Origin of the sequence: Nocardioides mangrovi (assembly GCF_020073815.1) — a bacterium.
Classification (GTDB): domain Bacteria; phylum Actinomycetota; class Actinomycetes; order Propionibacteriales; family Nocardioidaceae; genus Nocardioides; species Nocardioides mangrovi.
This window is the reverse complement of record NZ_JAIQZJ010000001.1, coordinates 314924-328134: the sequence shown is the minus strand read 5'-3', so window position 1 is coordinate 328134 and position 13211 is coordinate 314924. Positions and strand designations below refer to the sequence as shown.

General features: G+C 73.0%; 13 protein-coding genes. All 13 read right to left on the bottom strand.

The window, feature by feature from the left end; genetic code table 11:
• Window positions 1–155: 155 nt before the first annotated feature.
• The 13 genes from K8U61_RS01515 to K8U61_RS01455 all read right to left on the bottom strand — a co-directional run bounded on the left by K8U61_RS01515 (window position 156) and on the right by K8U61_RS01455 (window position 13208).
• Entirely contained in the window at window positions 156–911 is a 756-nt protein-coding gene (locus tag K8U61_RS01515; RefSeq protein ID WP_224121193.1) for a DivIVA domain-containing protein, read from the bottom strand.
• A gap of 105 nt (window positions 912–1016) precedes the next feature.
• Complete coding sequence (locus K8U61_RS01510; protein ID WP_224121192.1) at window positions 1017–1307, bottom strand: YggT family protein; 291 nt, start codon at window positions 1305–1307, stop codon at window positions 1017–1019.
• A gap of 8 nt (window positions 1308–1315) precedes the next feature.
• Window positions 1316–1816, bottom strand: a complete 501-nt coding sequence (locus K8U61_RS01505; protein WP_224121191.1) for a cell division protein SepF — start codon at window positions 1814–1816, stop codon at window positions 1316–1318.
• A 37-nt stretch (window positions 1817–1853) separates the two neighbouring features.
• A complete protein-coding gene (locus K8U61_RS01500; RefSeq protein WP_224121190.1) occupies window positions 1854–2564 on the bottom strand; it encodes a YggS family pyridoxal phosphate-dependent enzyme in 711 nt (236 codons plus the stop codon).
• On the bottom strand, window positions 2561–3250 hold the full coding sequence (locus K8U61_RS01495) for a purine nucleoside phosphorylase YfiH/LACC1 family protein (protein WP_224121189.1): 690 nt from the start codon (window positions 3248–3250) through the stop codon (window positions 2561–2563). The genes K8U61_RS01500 and K8U61_RS01495 overlap by 4 nt, the downstream gene beginning before the upstream one ends.
• Window positions 3247–4434, bottom strand: a complete 1188-nt coding sequence (gene ftsZ / locus K8U61_RS01490; RefSeq protein ID WP_224121188.1) for a cell division protein FtsZ — start codon at window positions 4432–4434, stop codon at window positions 3247–3249. The genes K8U61_RS01495 and ftsZ overlap by 4 nt, the downstream gene beginning before the upstream one ends.
• Window positions 4435–4700: 266 nt before the next feature.
• The gene (locus K8U61_RS01485) at window positions 4701–5444 is read right to left on the bottom strand and encodes a cell division protein FtsQ/DivIB (protein ID WP_224121187.1); all 744 of its coding nucleotides are present in this window, start codon (window positions 5442–5444) and stop codon (window positions 4701–4703) included.
• Window positions 5437–6780: a UDP-N-acetylmuramate--L-alanine ligase gene (murC, locus tag K8U61_RS01480; RefSeq protein ID WP_224121186.1), complete on the bottom strand. Its 1344-nt coding sequence runs from the start codon at window positions 6778–6780 to the stop codon at window positions 5437–5439. The genes K8U61_RS01485 and murC overlap by 8 nt, the downstream gene beginning before the upstream one ends.
• Entirely contained in the window at window positions 6777–7847 is a 1071-nt protein-coding gene (gene murG, locus K8U61_RS01475) for an undecaprenyldiphospho-muramoylpentapeptide beta-N-acetylglucosaminyltransferase (protein WP_224121185.1), read from the bottom strand. Before murG ends, murC begins: the two co-directional genes overlap by 4 nt.
• Window positions 7848–8016: 169 nt before the next feature.
• Complete coding sequence (ftsW, locus tag K8U61_RS01470; RefSeq protein WP_224121184.1) at window positions 8017–9264, bottom strand: putative lipid II flippase FtsW; 1248 nt, start codon at window positions 9262–9264, stop codon at window positions 8017–8019.
• Window positions 9265–9283: 19 nt separating this feature from the next.
• Window positions 9284–10738, bottom strand: coding sequence for a UDP-N-acetylmuramoyl-L-alanine--D-glutamate ligase (murD, locus tag K8U61_RS01465; protein WP_224121183.1), 1455 nt, complete (start codon window positions 10736–10738; stop codon window positions 9284–9286).
• The gene (mraY, locus tag K8U61_RS01460; protein ID WP_224121182.1) at window positions 10735–11844 is read right to left on the bottom strand and encodes a phospho-N-acetylmuramoyl-pentapeptide-transferase; all 1110 of its coding nucleotides are present in this window, start codon (window positions 11842–11844) and stop codon (window positions 10735–10737) included. Before mraY ends, murD begins: the two co-directional genes overlap by 4 nt.
• Window positions 11841–13208 (bottom strand): UDP-N-acetylmuramoyl-tripeptide--D-alanyl-D-alanine ligase, encoded by a 1368-nt coding sequence (locus K8U61_RS01455; RefSeq protein ID WP_224121181.1) that lies wholly within the window; start codon window positions 13206–13208, stop codon window positions 11841–11843. Before K8U61_RS01455 ends, mraY begins: the two co-directional genes overlap by 4 nt.
• Window positions 13209–13211 lie beyond the last annotated feature (3 nt).

The window sequence follows — 13211 nt, the reverse complement described above, 5'->3', positions numbered from 1 at the left end:
CCTCCTCGGCCGTCGGTGGCTGTGGCTCGTGCCACAGTGTGCGTGAGGGTAGCCGGTGACACCGACCCCCTCAAATCACCCCGCCGGGGTGAAATGTCGAACGCCGGCCCGCGTGGACACGCGGGCCGGCGTCGAGGTGCCGTACGGGGAGCCGATCAGGCGTCGTCCTCGCCCAGGATCGAGCGGAGCCGCTTGGGCGCGGGAGCCTGGTCGCCGGACGTCGGCGGCTCGGCGCCGGTGTCCAGCGCCTCCAGCTGCTGGGTGAAGTAGGACTTGAGGCGGGAGCGGTACTCGCGCTCGAAGGAGCGCAGGCCCTCGACCTCGTGGTTGAGCTTGTCCCGCTCCTTCTCCAGGTCGCCGAACATCTGGCGACGGCGCTCGGCGGTCTCGGAGTCGAGCATCTGGGCGCGGGTGCGGGCGTCCGCCTCGAGGCGGTCGGCCTTGGTGCGGGACTCGGTGTCGAGGCGCTCGGCCTTGGTCCGGGCCTCGGCGATGATCTTGTCGGCCTCGTTCTTCGCGTCCTCGACCAGCTCGTCGGCGTTGCGGGTCGCGATCTCCAGGAGGCGGGCCGCCGCGTTGGAGGCCTCGGGGACCGTCTCGACGCGGATGGTCTCCACCGGGCTCGCGGCCATGACGGGCTCGGGGGCCGCCACCGGCTCGGGGGCCGGGGTCTCGACGACCGGCTCGGGGGCCGGGGTCTCGACGATCGGCTGCGAAGCGGTCTCGGTGGGAACGCCGGAACCCTGGGCGGCCGCCAGCTTGGAGCGGAGGTCGTCGTTCTCCCGGGTCAGCCGCGCCAGCTCCGCCTCCACCTCGTCGAGGAACTGGTCGACCTCACCCATGTCGTAGCCCTCGCGGAGCCGGACGGGAGTAAAGCGCTTGTTGCTCACGTCCTCAGGCGTCAGCGGCATGACCTCACCCATTCATTTCGTCGTCGTAACTGTCGGTCGTCGAACAATAGCGCTTGTGCTGGTCACGGGCTCACCCGCGGCCTCCAGCAAGTGCTCGGATGGAGCTCAGAAGAAGATCGTGCGGTTCACCTGGAGCAGCACGTACGCCGCCACCATCACCAGCAGGAAGCTGAGGTCGAGCGACACGCTCCCGATCCGCAGCGGCGGGATCACCCGGCGCAGCGCCTTGATCGGGGGGTCGGTCGCGGAGTAGACGCCCTCCAGGCCGACCAGCAGCGGTCCGCTCGGCGTCCAGGAGCGGGCGAAGACCTGCACCCAGTCGACGACGAAGCGGATCCACAGCAGGGCGATGAAGACCCAGAGGACGATCTCGATGATCGACCCGACTACCTGCACGTGCTGCCTCAGCTCTGGTTGAAGAAGCCACCCTCGACGATGCGCTGCTTGTCCTCGGCGGCGACCGAGACGTTGGGCGGCGAGAGCAGGAACACCTTGTTGGTGACGCGCTCGATGGTGCCACGAGTGGCAAAGACCAGCCCAGCCGCGAAGTCGACGAGGCGCTTGGCGTCGGCGTCGTCCATCTCCGAGAGGTTCATGATCACCGGGGTGCCCTCGCGGAAGTTCTCGCCCACGGTGCGCGCCTCGTTGTAGGTGCGCGGGTGCAGGGTCGTGATCCGGGACAGCTCGGCCACCACTCCGGTCGGGCCGGCGGCCGGACGGCGGCGCTCGGACAGGTCGGACACGGACGCGGCGCGCGCCTCGCGCCGCACCGGGCGGGCCGCAGCGACGGCAGCCGTCTCCTGGGTCTCGTAGTCGGCCTCGTAGGCGCCGTACTCATCGTCGTACCGGCCGGTGTCCTCGAGCAGGCCGAGGTACTCGCCGATCCTGCGCATCGCGCCGCTCATGCCTGTTGCCTCCGGTGATGGTGTGGTGATGGGGACATTACTGGACCTGGGGCCTCGAACCGAGGACCGCGGACCCAACGCGCACGTGTGTCGCGCCGATCTTCACGGCGTGCTCGAGGTCGCCGCTCATGCCGGCCGAGAGCAGGCCGGCGTCGGGGTGGTCGACCAGGAACTCCTGGCGGATCCCGGCGAGCCGCGCGAACGCCGTCGCGGGGTCCTCGCCGAGCGGCGCGACGGCCATCAGGCCGCGCAGCCGCAGGTGCTCGGCGTCGCCGACCGCGGCGGCCAGGGCCGCGAGCTGGTCGGGCTCGGCGCCCGCGCGCCCCGGGCGCCCGGGCGGGTCGAGGCTGACCTGGAGGAGCACGTCGACGACCGCCTGCCGCTCCCCCGCCCCGCGGTCGAGCCCACGGACCAGCTTGGCGCGGTCGACGGACTCCACGACGTCGGCGTAGGCCGCCACCGCGGCCGCCTTGTTGCTCTGCAACCCGCCGATGAAGTGCCAGGTGAGGCCGAGGTCGGCGCACTCGGCGGCCTTCGCCTCGGCCTCCTGGTGGCGGTTCTCGCCCACGTCGGTGACGCCGAGGTCCGCGAGCAGGCGGACGTCGGAGGCCGGGAAGAACTTGGTGACCACGACCAGCCGCACCTCGTCGGGGTCGCGTCCGGCCTCGGCACACGCGGCGGCGATCCGGGCGCGCACGCCGGCGAGCCCGGCCTCGAGCTCCTCGCGGCGACCGGCCGGGGCGCTCATGCCACCCTCCAGACGACGCCCGCGAGGCGACCGGCGGCCGCGCCGTCGCGGCGGTAGGAGTGCAGGGTGTCGTCCTCGAGCGTGCAGCCGCCGACCTCGACGTGCGGGACGCCCGCGTCGGTGAGCTGGGCGCGCACGCCGGCACCGAGGTCGAGCGAGGGGGTGCCCCAGCTCGTGGTCGCCGCCGTCGCGGGGACGTCGGCCGCGATGTCGGCCCGCATCTCCGCGGGCACCTCGTAGCACCGGCCGCACACGTGGGGGCCGATCCAGGCCCGGACGTCCTCGGCGCCGAGGTCGCGCAGGCGCGCGACGGCGGCCGGGACGACGCCCTGGCGGACCCCTTCGCGCCCGGCGTGCGCCGCCCCGACGTGGCCGGTGCGCGCGACCAGCAGCACCGGGACGCAGTCGGCGGCACGGGCGAGCAGTGCGACGCCGGTGCGGTCGGTGACCAGGGCGTCGGCGTCGGGCAGGTCGTCGTACGGCGCCTCGACGACGTGCACGGTCGTGCCGTGGACCTGTCGCATCAGGCAGGGGGTCGCGGCGGTCGCGGCGGCGACCTCCGCGAGGCCGGCCGCCCGGACCTCGTCCGGGGCGAGGTCACCCAGGTCGAGCCGTCGGTCCGTGAACGCGACGAACACCGTGCCGGTGTCGACCGGCACGGTGTCGCGGAACCCGAAAGGCGTCACTTGAGGAAGTCGGGCACGTCCAGGTCGTCGTCGTCGAACTGCACCGACGGCGCCGGTGCGGCCGGACGACGGGCCGGGCCGCCGGGGATGCCACCCGCGGGGGCGGAGGCGGTCGCCGGCTGCTTCTCCTGCGCGGGCTGCTTGTCCTCGGTCGAGGCGGGCTTGGCCTCGGCCGCCGGCGCCTGGGCCGGCTTGGTGTCGCGCCGCAGCACGTTGCCCTCACTGGTCCGCTTGGGCATGCCGCCGTCGAAGCCGGCCGCGATCACGGTGACCCGGACCTCGTCGCCGAGGGCGTCGTCGATGGTGGCACCGAAGATGATGTTCGCCTCCGGGTGCACCGCGTCGGCGACCAGCGCGGCGGCCTCGTTGATCTCGAAGAGGCCGAGGTCGGAGCCGCCGGCGATCGAGAGCAGCACCCCGTGGGCGCCGTCGATGCTGGCCTCGAGCAGCGGGCTGGAGACGGCCATCTCCGCGGCGGCGACCGAGCGGTCCTCACCGCGGGCCGAGCCGATGCCCATGAGGGCCGAGCCGGCGTTGGACATCACGGACTTCACATCGGCGAAGTCGAGGTTGATCAGGCCCGGGGTGGTGATCAGGTCGGTGATGCCCGAGACGCCCTGGAGGAGCACCTGGTCGGCCTGCTTGAAGGCGTCGAGCACCGAGACGTTGCGGTCGCTGATCGAGAGCAGCCGGTCGTTCGGGATGACGATGAGGGTGTCGACCTCCTCGCGCAGCTGCGCGATGCCCTCCTCGGCCGAGTTGGCGCGGCGCCGGCCCTCGAACGCGAACGGGCGGGTCACCACGCCGATGGTCAGGGCGCCCAGCGAGCGGGCGATCCGGGCCACGACCGGGGCACCACCTGTGCCCGTGCCGCCACCCTCGCCCGCGGTCACGAAGACCATGTCGGCCCCCTTGAGGACCTCCTCGATCTCGTCGGCGTGGTCGTCGGCGGCCTTCGCGCCGACGTCGGGGTTGGCGCCGGCACCGAGGCCGCGGGTGAGCTCGCGACCGATGTCGAGCTTGACGTCGGCGTCGCTCATGAGGAGCGCCTGGGCGTCGGTGTTGATGGCGATGAACTCGACCCCCTTGAGGCCGACCTCGATCATCCGGTTGACGGCGTTGACACCACCACCACCGATGCCCACGACCTTGATGATGGCCAGGTAGTTCTGTGCTGCTGCCACGGCGATCTCGCCCTTCGCTGATCGGTTGGGATGTGCTGCTGGTCTGGTTGCTGCTGCGCGGGTGCTGCTGGGTGCTGCGGGGTGGTGCTCCGGGGGCGGTGCCCCTGGGGAAGTCGTCCGGCGTGTCCCTGAACTCTGACCCTCAGGCTGAGGGTTATAGTTATGTCAACCTCGCCGTGCCGATGACAGTAGGCAGCCGACGCCACGGAATCGTGGCGACACGCCGCGCGCGACCGCGATCGGCGCCGGATCGGCGGGAGCGACTCCTACTTCGTGGCGGGCAGGCCCGGGACGGTGACGTCCAGGTGCTGCCAGTCCTTGTCGAGGAAGTCGGCGAGGACCTCGGCCTTCTGGGCCGACTCGTCCGCGCTCCCCCACTCCACCTCGCGGCCGTCGCGCAGCACGAGCGAGATCTCGTCGACGGTCTCCAGGTTCACGTGGTCGACCTTCGTGGCGAGGTCGCCCGGGAGCGACGCCACGACACGAGCACCCTCCTGGAGCGCCTCGGTGCCGGCCCCCGCCGGGCTGTCCACGCGCGGCAGGCCGGCCGGCGCCCGCGTGTAGTCGACGAAGACGACCCCGTCCTCGTCCATCCCGTGCAGCGCACCGCCGAGGTCGACCACCGCGACGGCGACCCGCTCGGTCACGTCGATGCGCACCTGGTCGGGCCACTGCCGGGAGACGTCGGCGGACTTCACCGCGGCCAGGGCCTCGACGCGGGTGCGGATCCGGTCGAGGTCGACGGTGGCCAGCGGGTCGCCCTCCGGTACGGCGGCGGCGCGGCGTACCTCCGCGGCGCCGATCCGCTCGTTGCCGACCACCTGGACGCCCTGGACCGCCAGGAAGGAGGAGAAGTAGACGAGCCAGACGCCGCCGACGACGAGCACGAGGAGGAGCACGATCGCGAGGACCGGCTTCCAGTTCAGCCAGCGCCGCGCCCACTGGCGGCGCGCGAAACGGCGCCGCGTGCGGGTGGTCGCGCGGTCGGGGCGGGTCTCGGTCTCAGGCATCGGCCAGCAGCTCCAGGACCCGGGGCGCGATCGCGGTGACGGTGCCGGCGCCGAGGGTCAGCACCAGGTCGCCCGGCCGGGCGCGGGCCACGAGCGCGGCCGCGACCTCGTCGTACGCCGGCACGAAGGCGACCCGCTCCGCGGGCAGGGGCACGGCGGCCGCGACCAGCGCGCCGGTGACGTCGGGGTCGGCTTCCTCACGGGCGAGGTAGACGTCGAGCACCACGACCTCGTCGGCCGCGCCGAGCGCCTCGCCCATCGCGGTGCCGAAGATCCGGGTGCGCGAGACCAGGTGCGGCTGGAAGGCGACGACCACGCGGCCCTCCCCCGCCAGCGCCCGCGCGGCCTGCAGGTCCCCGGCGATCTCGACCGGGTGGTGGGCGTAGCTGTCGTAGACGCGCACCCCGGCGACCTCGCCCTTGGGCTCCATCCGCCGCTTGGTCCCGGTGTAGGAGGCGATGCCTGCGGCGAGCTCGGCGGGCCCGAAGCCGAGCGCGACGCCGGTGGCGTGCGCGGCGAGCGCGTCGGCGAGGTAGTGGTCGCCCGGCGACCAGAGCGTGACGCCGGCGAGCGCGTGGGGCTGCCGCACGGTCACCTCGACCACGCGCCGGCCGGCCGCGCGGGCCCGCTCGGCGAGCGCCGCGGCGCCGGGGTCGTCGACGCAGCAGACCAGGAACCCGGCCGGGTCGACCGTCTCGACGAAGCGGTCGAAGGCGGCGACGTACGCCTCGGGCGTGCCCCACTGGTCGAGGTGGTCGGCGTCCACGTTGGTGACGACCGCGGCGTACGGCGCGTAGTGCAGGAAGGCGCCGTCGCTCTCGTCGGCCTCGGCCACGAAGAGGTCACCGCTCCCCTCGGCCGCGTTGACGCCGGTGGCGGAGAGCTCGCCGCCGATGGCGTACGTCGGGTCAGCGCCGGCCGCCTGGAGGGCGACGGTGAGCAGCGAGGTGGTCGTCGTCTTGCCGTGGGTGCCCGCGACCGCGACCACCCGCCGGCCGGCCATCACCGCGGCGAGCGCCGTCGAGCGGGGCAGCACGCGGAGGCCGCGGCGGACGGCCTCGAGGTACTCGGAGTTGTCCTCCCGCACCGCTGTGGAGACCACGAGGGTGTCGGCGTCCCCCACGTGGGACGCGTCGTGGCCGACGTGGACGGTCGCGCCGAGGGCGCGCAGGGCGTCGAGCGTCGGCGAGTCGACGCCGTCGCTGCCGCTGACCTCGATGCCGCGGGCGAGCATGATGCGGGCGATGCCGGAGAGGCCCGCGCCGCCGATGCCGACGAAGTGGACCCGGCCGAGCCGGTCGGCGGGGACGACCTCGTCGGGAACGGGGATCCTCACCGGGCCGCCTCGAGCACCATCCGCGCGAGCTTCTCGTCGGCGTCGAGCGGGATCAGGCCGGCCGCCGCCGCGCTCATCGCGCGCAGCCGCTCCGGGTCGGTGAGCAGGCCCGGCACGTGGGCGCGGACCCAGTCGGGCGTCAGGTCGGCGTCGGCGACCATGAGCCCGCCGCCGGCGTCGACGACGGGTTGCGCGTTGAGCGCCTGCTCGCCGTTGCCGATCGGCAGGGGGACGTAGATCGCGGGCAGGCCCAGGCCGGAGACCTCCACCACGGTGTTGGAGCCGGCCCGGCACAGCACGGCGTCGGCCGCCGAGTAGGCCAGGTCCATCCGGTCGACGAAGTCGACGACGACGTACGGCGTGCGGGTCGCGGCCGGCTCGGCCCCGCCGTGCCGGCCCTGGACGTGCAGCACCTGGACGCCCGCGGCGTCCAGGTCGGCGGCGGCCCCGGAGACGCCCCGGTTGAGGCTGCGCGCGCCCTGGGAGCCACCGGTCACCAGCAGCACCGGGCCCTGCGGGTCGAGCCCGAAGTGGGCACGGGCCTCGGCGCGCAGCGCCGCCCGGTCGAGCGTCGAGATCATCCGGCGCACGGGCAGCCCGACGTACTGGCCGTGGCGCAGCCGGGTGTCGGGGAAGCTGGTGGCGACGTGGTCGGTCAGCCGGGCGCCGAGCTTGTTCGCGATGCCGGGCAGGGTGTTGCCCTCGTGGACGACGAGGGGCACCTGCCGCTTGCGCGCGGCGAGGTACGCCGGCACCGACACGTAGCCGCCGTAGCCGACGACGACGTCGGGCCGGGTGCGGTCGACGATCTCCAGCGCGGCCGCCCGAGCGGCGCGGAGCCGGCCCGGGACGCGGAACAGGTCGGCGCCGGGTCGGCGCGGGAGCGGCACGCGCGGCACCACCTCGAGCGGGTAGCCGGCCGCCGGGACGACGTGCGCCTCGAGTCCCTCGCGGGTGCCGAGGCAGGTGATCTCGCCGTCGGGCTCGAGGCGGCGCAGGGCGTCGGCGGTGGCGAGCAGGGGCGAGGTGTGGCCGGCGGTGCCGCCGCCGGCGAGGAGAACGCGCATCGTGGTCAAGCCTAGTGACCCGGACGCGGAATCCGTGCCGTAGGTCGTGCTCCGCGGGCGTGCCTCGCAAGGCGGCGGAGCGCAGGGCTACCGGACGTATCTCCAGCTCTGCCAACGCAGCGAGGGGCGTGCGCGGGGTGCGACATGCGGTGCGGATTCCAAGTCCGGGTCACGAGGACGAGGGCGAGCCCGCGGAGAGACCGGCCGACCGCGCCTTCTTGCGCTGGGCGAGGGCCCGCGCGGCCTCCGGCTCGCGGCGCGCGAAGCCGATCAGCAGGCCCAGCGCGACCAGCGACGGGACCAGCGCCGAGCCGCCGTAGGAGACCAGCGGCAGCGGGATGCCGATGACCGGCAGCAGGGCCAGGACCATGCCGACGTTGATGATCATCTGCCCGAGCAGCCAGACCACGATGCCGAAGGTCATGTAGCGCACGAAGGGCTCCTGCGTGCGCGAGGCGACGCGGACGGCGGCGTACGCGATCGTGAGGAAGAGCGAGATCACCAGCAGGGTCCCGACCAGGCCGAGCTCCTCGCCGAGCACGGCGAAGATGAAGTCGGTGTGGGCCTCGGGCAGGTTGCCCCACTTCTGCTGGCTGGCGCCGATGCCCTGGCCGAAGACGCCGCCATGGGAGAGGGCGTAGAGACCGTGGGCGGGCTGCCAGCCCGCGTTGTGGAAGTCCTTGAAGGGGTCGGCGAAGTTGGTGAGCCGCTCGCGGCGCTCGCTGCTGGTCGAGGCGAGGTAGAGGGCGACCACGCCGATGACGGTGAGCGACGCGGTGAAGAGTCGCGCGGGGGCGCCGACCACCCAGAGCATCGCGAGCAGGATCGCGAAGAGCACGAGAGCGGTGCCGAGGTCGTGGCCGAGGACGACCAGGGCGATGACGGCCATCAGGCCGGGCACCACCGGCATCATCACCTCGTGGAAGCTGTCGAGCCGCTTCTCCTTGCGGGCGTAGATGTGTGCCGCCCAGAGCACGATCGAGAGCTTGGCGATCTCGGCGGGCTGGATCACGAACGGCCCGACGCCGAGCCAGTTGGTGTTGCCGTTGACCGTGACGCCCAGCCCGGTCTGGGTGAGGGCGAGGAGCACGATCGACACGAAGAGCGAGACCCAGGCGAAGCGGCGCAGGAAGCCGTAGTGGATCCGCGACGCCACGAAGGCGAAGGGGACGCCGAGCAGCACCCACATCAGCTGCCGCTTGACGACGGCGTAGGAGTCGCCGTTGTTCTCCTGGTAGGAGTAGACGCTCGACGCGCTCAGCACCATGATCAGGCCGATCACGAGCAGCAGCGTCGAGGCGCCGAGCAGCAGGTAGTAGGACGTCAGCGGGCGGTCGAGCGCCTGCCGAGCCGCGGCGTACCAACCGAGGACGGCGGGCCGGCGGCGGGAGTGCTCGAAGGGGTCCGCGGTGGTCATCGCGTGGTCCCTCCTCGAGTCAGAGCCTGCGGCGTACGGCGTCGGCGAACGCGTCCCCGCGCTCGGCGTAGTTGGTGAACATGTCCATGGACGCGCACCCCGGGGCCAGCAGCACCGTGTCGCCGGGTCGGGCGAGCACGGCCGCCGCGTCCACGGCACGCGCCATGACGGCCTGTCCGCCGCCTACGCGCTCAGTCTCGTCGGCGTCGACCGCGATGACCGGCACATCGGGCGCGTGTCGCGAAAGCGCCTCGGCGATCACCTCGCGGTCGCGGCCGAGCAGCACGACGCCGCGCAGCCGCGTCCGGACGGCGGCCACCAGGTCGTCGAAGCGGGCACCCTTCGCCAGGCCGCCGGCGACCCACACGACGGGGTCGTAGGCGAGCAGCGAGGACTGCGCGGCGTGCGGGTTGGTGGCCTTGGAGTCGTCGACCCAGGTGACCCCGTCGGCGGTGCCGACCACCGCGATCCGGTGGCCGTCGGGCCGGAAGGCGCGCAGCCCGTCGCGGACCGCGGCCTGCGAGACGCCGTGCGAGCGCGCGAGGGCCGCGGCGGCGAGGGCGTTGGCCACGAAGTGCGGCGCGGGCGAGGCCAGGTCGGCGATCGTGCAGAGCTCGGCAGCACTGGTGTCGCGCTGCTCGATGAAGGCGCGGTCGGCGAGGATGTCCTCGACCAGGCCGACCATGCCCACCGAGGGCATGCCGAGGGTGAAGCCGATGGCCCGGGCGCCCTCCTCGACGTCGGCCTCACGGACCAGCCGCTCGGTCTCGGGGTCGGCGACGTTGTAGACGCAGGCCCTGCGCACCCGCTCGTAGATGCGGCCCTTGTCGGCGGCGTAGTCGCCCATCGAGGAGTACCAGTCGAGGTGGTCCTCGGCGACGTTGAGGACCGCGGCGGACTCCGCGCTCATCGAGTCGGTGTAGTGGAGCTGGAAGCTGGAGAGCTCGACCGCGAGGACGTCGTACGGCTCGGGGTCCATGACCGCCTCGACGATCGGCAGCCCGACGTTGCCCGCGGCGACGGTGCGCAGCCCGCCGGCCCGCAGGATCGACTCGAGCATCTGCACGGTCGTGGTCTTGCCGTTGGTGCCGGTGACGCAGAGCCACGGGGTGTCGTGGTTCGGGTCGCGCAGCCGCCAGGCGAGCTCGACCTCGCCCCAGATCGGGATGCCACGGGCCCGGGCCTGCGCGAGCAGCGGGGCGTCGGGGCGCCAGCCGGGCGAGGTGACCAGCAGGTCGACGTCGTCGGGCAGCGTCGACGTCGTACCGGCGCCGAGGCGTACGTCGGCGCCCAGGACCTCGAGCAGCTCCGCCTTCTCGGGCCGGTCCCCGGCCTCGGACTCGTCGAGGGCGATGACACTCGCGCCCAGGTGGTTGAGGTTGTCGGCGGCGGCGAAGCCGGACACGCCGAAGCCGGCGACCACCGCCCGCACGCCCTCCCAGGAGTCGTGCCGCCCGAGATCGGTGGGTGTCACAGGCGCGCGACCCACTCGGCGTAGAAGATGCCGAGGCCGCCGGCCACGCAGAGGCCGGTGATGATCCAGAAGCGGATCACGATGGTGACCTGCTCCCAGCCCAGCAGCTCGAAGTGGTGCTGCAGCGGCGCCATCCGGAAGACCCGGTGTCCTGGCCCGACCCGGAAGACCTTGCGGACGATCCCCGAGCTGCGCGACAGCTTGAAGAAGCTGACCTGGATCATCACCGAGAGCGTGATGACGAGGAAGAGGCCGCCGAGGATGACGAGCAGCAGCTCGGTGCGGGTCAGGATCGCCAGGCCGGCGAGCGCGGCGCCGAGCGACAGCGAGCCGGTGTCGCCCATGAAGATCGCGGCCGGCGAGGCGTTCCACCACAGGAAGCCGAAGCAGGCGCCCGTCAGCGACGCGGCCACGATCGCCAGGTCGAGCGGGTCGCGCACGTCGTAGCAGAGCGGTGGGTTGTCGGCGCCGCAGAACTGGTTGCCCTGCCAGATGTTCACGATCATGTACGCCGCGAAGACCATCGTGCAGGCGCCCGCGGCCAGGCCGTCGAGCCCGTCGGTGAGGTTCACCGCGTTGCTCGTGCCGACGATGATCAGCCAGAACAGCACGATCGCGAGCAGCATCGGCAGCGCCAGCCAGCCGATGTCGCGGAGGAACGAGATGTGGTCGGAGGCGGGTGTCTCGCCATTGGCGTCCTCGAGCCACGGTGAGAGCGCGAGCGCGCCGAAGACGACCGCGACGATCGTCTGCCCGACCATCTTGGCCTTGCTGCGCAGGCCCAGGCTGCGCTGCTTGGAGATCTTGATGTAGTCGTCGAGGAAGCCGACCAGGCCCATCCCGACGAAGAGGAAGAGCAGCAGCAACGCCGAGGCGGAGGGCGCCGTCTGGGTGATCAGCAGCGCACCGAAGTAGCCGACGACGGTGGCCAGGATGATGACCACGCCGCCCATCGTGGGCGTGCCGCGCTTGGTGTGGTGGCTGGTCGGCCCGTCGTCGCGGATCTCCTGCCCGTAGCCCCACCGGGTGAACAGGTTGATCGCGACGCGGGTGCCGAGCAGCGAGATGAGCAGGGACAGGCCGCCGGCGAACAGGATCGCTCTCATGGTGCGGTGTCTCCCTCCTCGAGCAGGTCGTCGGCGACCACCCACAGCCCGACGCCGTTGGAGGCCTTCACCAGGACGATGTCGTCCGCCGCGACATTCTTCCGTACCCAGGCCCGAGCCTCGTCGCGCCCCGCCGTGACGATCGCCTCACCGGTCCACTTCGGGTTGACGGCACGCAGTCCGTCGACGATCCCGAGCGCCGCCTCCCCGACCACGACGACGACGTCCACGCCCAGGGCGCCGGCCGCCTGGCCGACCTCGGCGTGTCCCACGTGGGCGGTGTCGCCGAGCTCGCGCATCTCGCCGAGCACGGCGACGGTACGGCGCCCCTGCCGCTGGCCCATCGCCCACAGCGTCTCGACGGCGCGGGTCGTGGAGGCGGGGTTGGCGTTGTAGGCGTCGTTGACCACGACGAGCCCGTCGGCACGCTCGTGGACCTCCATGCGCATCGGCGAGGACACGTCGACCTCGCCGAGCGCGTCGGCGACCTGCTCGAGCGGGAGACCCACGGCGAGCGCCATCGCGGCCGCGGCGCCGGCGTTCTCGACCTGGTGCAGGCCGGACTGGAGGAGGTGGACCGGGAAGAACGCCCCGTCGTACCCGAGGCCGAAGGACGGGCGCACCCGGTCGTCCACCTCCACGTCGACCGCGCGCACGTCGGCGTCCGGGCCGCCGAAGGTGAGCACCCGGGCGCCGGTGCGGTCGGCCATCGGCGCGACCAGGTCGTCGCCGGCGTTGAGGACCGCGGTGCCGTCGGCGGGCAGCGCCTCGACGATCTCCCCCTTGGCCCGCGCGATCGCCTCGCGGGAGCCGAACTCACCGACGTGGGCGGTGCCGACGTTGAGGACGGCGGCGACCCGCGGGGGTGCGATCTCGCAGAGGTAGGAGATGTGGCCGATGCCACGGGCCCCCATCTCCACGACGAGGTAGCGGGTCCGGGAGGTGGCGCGCAGCACGGTGAGTGGGACGCCGATCTCGTTGTTGTTGTTGCCCGCGGTGGCCACGGTCTCGCCGTCGGTCCCGAGCACGTGGGCGAGATAGTCCTTGGTGCCGGTCTTGCCCTGGGAGCCGGTCATCGCGAGCACGGTCGCGTCGATGCGGTCGAGCACGTGGCGGGCCAGCCGACCCAGCGCGACCACGGAGTCGGCGACGACGACGGTCGGCGCGTCGGTGGGCCGGGTGCCGAGGACGGCGTGCGCGCCGGCGGCGTAGTCGTGGCCGTCGACCCGCTCCCCCGCGATCGCCACGAAGAGGCCGCCGTCGACGGGCCGGCGGTTGTCGACGTACGCCGGCGCGTCGACCACCACCTCGGGGTCGCCGTGGACGGTGCCGCCGACGGCGTCCGCGATCTCCTGCAACGTCATCGG

Bases quoted from the DNA above. Each gene is read 5' to 3' on its own strand.
- K8U61_RS01515 (WP_224121193.1), bottom strand. From the start codon at position 911: ATGCCGCTGACGCCTGAGGACGTGAGCAACAAGCGCTTTACTCCCGTC.
- ftsW (WP_224121184.1), bottom strand. From the start codon at position 9,264: ATGACCACCGCGGACCCCTTCGAGCACTCCCGCCGCCGGCCCGCCGTC.
- K8U61_RS01500 (WP_224121190.1), bottom strand. From the start codon at position 2,564: ATGAGCGCCCCGGCCGGTCGCCGCGAGGAGCTCGAGGCCGGGCTCGCC.
- K8U61_RS01505 (WP_224121191.1), bottom strand. From the start codon at position 1,816: ATGAGCGGCGCGATGCGCAGGATCGGCGAGTACCTCGGCCTGCTCGAG.
- mraY (WP_224121182.1), bottom strand. From the start codon at position 11,844: ATGAGAGCGATCCTGTTCGCCGGCGGCCTGTCCCTGCTCATCTCGCTG.
- murG (WP_224121185.1), bottom strand. From the start codon at position 7,847: ATGCGCGTTCTCCTCGCCGGCGGCGGCACCGCCGGCCACACCTCGCCC.
- K8U61_RS01455 (WP_224121181.1), bottom strand. From the start codon at position 13,208: ATGACGTTGCAGGAGATCGCGGACGCCGTCGGCGGCACCGTCCACGGC.
- K8U61_RS01485 (WP_224121187.1), bottom strand. From the start codon at position 5,444: ATGCCTGAGACCGAGACCCGCCCCGACCGCGCGACCACCCGCACGCGG.